The organism is Pseudomonas sp. K5002, from assembly GCF_013386655.1.
Lineage (GTDB): Bacteria > Pseudomonadota > Gammaproteobacteria > Pseudomonadales > Pseudomonadaceae > Aquipseudomonas.
Genome location: NZ_JACARK010000098.1, coordinates 1 through 4066, shown reverse-complemented (window position 1 = coordinate 4066; position 4066 = coordinate 1). Strand labels below are relative to the sequence as shown.

The following is a 4066-nucleotide window of genomic DNA, read 5'->3' as shown; positions in this document are numbered from 1 at the left end:
TGCATCGCGGGCAAGCCCGGCTCCCACAGGTCATCGTGTAGCGTCAGCCGGGGAGCACGCGGTTTTTGCCCTGGCGCTTGGCCTCGTACATCGCGGCGTCGGCGCGGGCGAACAGGCTGTCGACGTTGGCGTCCTCGGCGGTCAGGCTGGCCAGGCCCTGGCTGACGGTGACCGCGAAGCTCTCACCGTCGTGGCTGAAGCTCAGCTGCGCAATCTCGTGCCCCAGGCGTTCGGCCACCTGCATTGCCATCTCCGGGGCACAACCGGGCAGTATGGCGGCGAATTCTTCGCCGCCAATGCGCCCGAACAGGTCGCCACGGCGCAGAACTCCCCGACCGCTCTCGGCGATACGCTGCAACACCTGATCGCCTTCCAGGTGGCCGTAGGTGTCGTTCACCACCTTGAAGTCATCGATGTCCAGCAACAGGAACGCCAGGGGCGTGCCTTGCAGGCAGGCGCGTTCAAACTCGTGGTGGGCGCACTCGAAGAAATGCCGGCGGTTGCTGCTGCGGGTCAGTACATCGGTGGTGGCCAGACGGTGCAGCTCGAGCTCCAGCTGCTTCTTTTCGGTGATGTCTTCGGCTATGCCTACCACGATCACCGGCTGGCCGGGCTCGGCCTGCTGGTTGATGTAACACTTGTCGCTGAGCCAGCGGATCTGCCCGTCGGCGGTGATGATGCGGTACTCGCGGTCTTCCACGGCGCCGCTGTGCAGCACCTGGGCCAAGCTGTGCTCGGCGTAGTCGAGGTCTTCGGGGTGGATGCTGTTGCGCCATTCCCGATAGTCGGTCAACAACATGCCCGCCGTACGTCCGAAAACCCGCTCATAGGCCGGGCTGACGTACAGCACGCGGCGAGTGTCCCACTCGATTGCCCAGAGCACGGCATTCACACTGACCAACAGCGAACTCAGCAGTTGCTCGCGTTCACTCAGCCGTTCCACTTCGCCCTGGGCATGCATCAGGGCCAGCAACGTAGCGGCGGCTGCCGGTCGTGGCTGTTCGAGGACTGGGGTGTCGGTGAAGGTCTGTTCGGGGACCATCGGCACAACTCTCTCTGGGCAGGCCGCGGGGTTGGGCAGCGGTCACAACAAGGGCCGCCGGGATGGCGAAGTGTTGATTGAGAGGGGGAATTTGCTGCGAAGTTCCGTTATCAGCGCCGATTAGAGGCGACCAAGAAATGGCGCCAGAAACATGTAGGAGCGAGTTTGTTGGGGTGAGGGGCTTGCTGTGGGGAGGGGGCTGCGGTGGGGAAGGAGCTTGTTGTGGCGGGGGAGCNNTGTGGGGGCGGGGGGGGGGGCCCCCGGTGGGCTGCGTCGCGGCCCCAAAATCTTGGGAGCGCTGCGCACTCCAGCGGGAGCAAGCTCCCTCGCCACAGAAGCTCCCTTGCTACAGCGAGCCCACTCCCCACAGAAGCTCCCCTGCCACAAAAAATCGGCTCGCTACAGCCGTATCAGGCCGCGGCAGGCCGCAGCGAATAGGTCTTCAGCTGATGGGCAAAGTCCCGCAGGGATTGAATCCCGCTCGCCTCGGCCTCGTGCACCCATTCCTTGATCGCCGCCAGCATGTCGTGGCCGTTGGTGCTGGTTTTCAGCCAGATCTGTTGCAGCGCCAGGCGCTTCTCGTAGATCACTTTCAGGGCCTGGCTGTGCTCCAGCATGCTCTGGATGCGCACGTGGTGGCGGTCATCCAGCAGGCTGGTCTCCCGCGACAGCAGGCGCTTGGCGCGATGGAATTGATGGCGCACCGAGTGATCGACCTTTTCCAGTTCCTGCTTGACCAGCGGGCCAATCACCAACTTGCGGTACTGGGCCATGATCTGGAAGCGGTTGTTGAGGATCGCCATCGCGGTGTCCATGTCCAGGCTGCCCTTGCCTTCGACCCGGTGAGCGATCGGCGCGACCCGTTGCACCTTGGCCAGGCGCAGGAAGCTGAACACTTTGATCCAGGCCCAGCCCAGGTCGAACTCCCACTTCTTCACCGACAGCTTGGCGGAGTTGGGGTAGGTGTGGTGGTTGTTATGCAGCTCTTCGCCACCCACGATGATGCCCCAGGGAATCAGGTTGGTGGCCGCATCGCGGCATTCGAAGTTGCGGTAGCCGATGGCATGACCCAGGCCGTTGATTACGCCGGCAGCCCAGAACGGGATCCACATCATCTGGATGGCCCAGATGGTGATGCCGATGGTGCCGAACAGCAGCAGGTCGATCACGCCCATGATCGCCACGCCCAGCAGCGGGTACGGGGTGTAGAGCTTGCGCTCGATCCAGTCTTCCGGGCAGTTCTTGCCGTAGATGCGCAGGGTCTCGGGGTTCTCGGCTTCGGCGCGATACAGCTCGGCGCCTTTGCGCAGCACGGTGGACAGGCCCTTGATCACCGGGCTGTGGGGATCGTCGACGGTTTCGCACTTGGCGTGGTGTTTGCGGTGGATAGCGGTCCACTCGCGGGTGTTCTGCGCCGTGGTGAGCCACAGCCAGAAGCGGAAGAAGTGTTTCAGGCCAGCATTGAGCTCCAGGGAGCGGTGGGCTGAATAGCGGTGCAGATAGACCGTGACCCCGACAATGGTCACGTGGGTCATCAACAGAGTGACTGCCACCAGTTGCCAGGCCGACAAGTCAAGAAAACCGTTGTACCACATAGGCTGTATGGCCCTCAGATAAAGAAAAAACCAGCTTGCGCATTATCACTAAGCCTACAGATAAAACCAGCCGCCCTTTCAGATAGGAGTGACTGGATGTTTCTTATTCTATAATCCGTAACCTTTGTAGGGCGAATCTGGTTTTTTAGTAAGGATTACTGAACATATGCTGTTTTCATACCGAGGTGCCCTGCGTGCCGGGCTGATGTACCTGCTGGTTTCGATTGTGTGGATTCAGCTCAGCCATCAGGTATTGATCAACTTTATCGATGAACCCGTGGAGCTGGGCCGCTGGCTTCAGATACGCGGTTACCTGTGGGTCAGCCTCAGTGCCCTGGCGATCTACCTGCTTTGCGCGCACTTTGCCCGGGCGAACCTGATCCAGCAGCCACTGAAGGAAAACCGCGAGCGCCTGCGCCAGGCCGCCGCCGTGTTCGATTGCACCCGCGAAGGGGTGCTGGTCACCGATGCCCTGGGGCTGATTGTTCACGTCAACCGGGCCTTTATCGAAATCACCGGCTACCAGTGCGAAGACGTGCTGGGGCACCAGCCGAGCCTGTTCAAGTCCGGGCGCCACTCGGCCAGTTTCTACCAGGCGATGTTCGAGACGCTGGAACGTGACGGTGAATGGAGCGGTGAAATCTGGAACCGCCGTAAAAGCGGCGAAATCTATCCACAGTGGCAGACCATCCGGGTGATCCGTGATGAGCAGGGCCATATCAGCCACTACGTCGCGGTGTTCTCCGATATCAGCGCCATCAAGCACTCCGAGAGCGAGTTGGCGCACCTGGCCCATCACGACCCGCTGACCGACCTGCCCAACCGCCTGCTGTTCACCGACCGTGCCGAACAGGCCCTGGCCTCCGCGCAGATCCATAAACGTGGCTGCGCCTTGCTGCTGCTCGACCTCGACCATTTCAAGATCATCAACGACAGCCTCGGCCATAACGTCGGCGACCAGTTGCTCAAGGCCGTCGGCGAGCGCCTGCAAGGCCTGTTCGGCCCCGGCGTGACCCTGGCGCGCCTGGGCGGTGACGAGTTCGCGGTGCTGGCGGAAAGTTGTCCACAGGTGGGCCAGGCCGCCGCCCTGGCGCAACGTATTCTCGACGCGATGAAAGAACCGGTCATCTTCGACGGCCATCAACTGTTTATCAGCGTGAGCATCGGCATCAGCCTGTTCCCCAGCGACGCGCTGAGCGCCGAGCAACTGCTGCGCAACGCTGACTCCGCGTTGTTCAAGGCCAAGAGCGCCGGCCGCGAAGGCTACGCCTTGTACACCGAAGAGCTTACCGCCCACGCCCAGCACCGCGTGGAAATGGCCGGTGAACTGCGCCGCGCGCTGGATCAGCAGGAGCTGCGGGTTTACTACCAGCCAGTGCACGACCTGCAAGACAGCCGAATGATCGGCGTCGAAGCCCTGGTGCGCTGG

3 protein-coding genes are annotated in these 4066 nt (G+C 62.1%); 1 reads left to right on the top strand and 2 read right to left on the bottom strand.

Going from position 1 to position 4066, the window contains the following annotated elements:
• Positions 1-43: 43 nt before the first annotated feature.
• On the bottom strand, positions 44-1042 hold the full coding sequence (locus tag HX846_RS06140; RefSeq protein WP_177020608.1) for a sensor domain-containing diguanylate cyclase: 999 nt from the start codon (positions 1040-1042) through the stop codon (positions 44-46).
• Between the two features lie 410 nt (positions 1043-1452).
• Positions 1453-2637: a delta-9 fatty acid desaturase DesA gene (gene desA, locus HX846_RS06135; RefSeq protein ID WP_087693634.1), complete on the bottom strand. Its 1185-nt coding sequence runs from the start codon at positions 2635-2637 to the stop codon at positions 1453-1455.
• A 166-nt stretch (positions 2638-2803) separates the two neighbouring features.
• Between desA and HX846_RS06130 the strand changes: the two genes are divergently transcribed.
• A partial coding sequence (locus tag HX846_RS06130; protein ID WP_178965136.1) for a bifunctional diguanylate cyclase/phosphodiesterase occupies positions 2804-4066 on the top strand: 1263 nt, incomplete at its 3' end.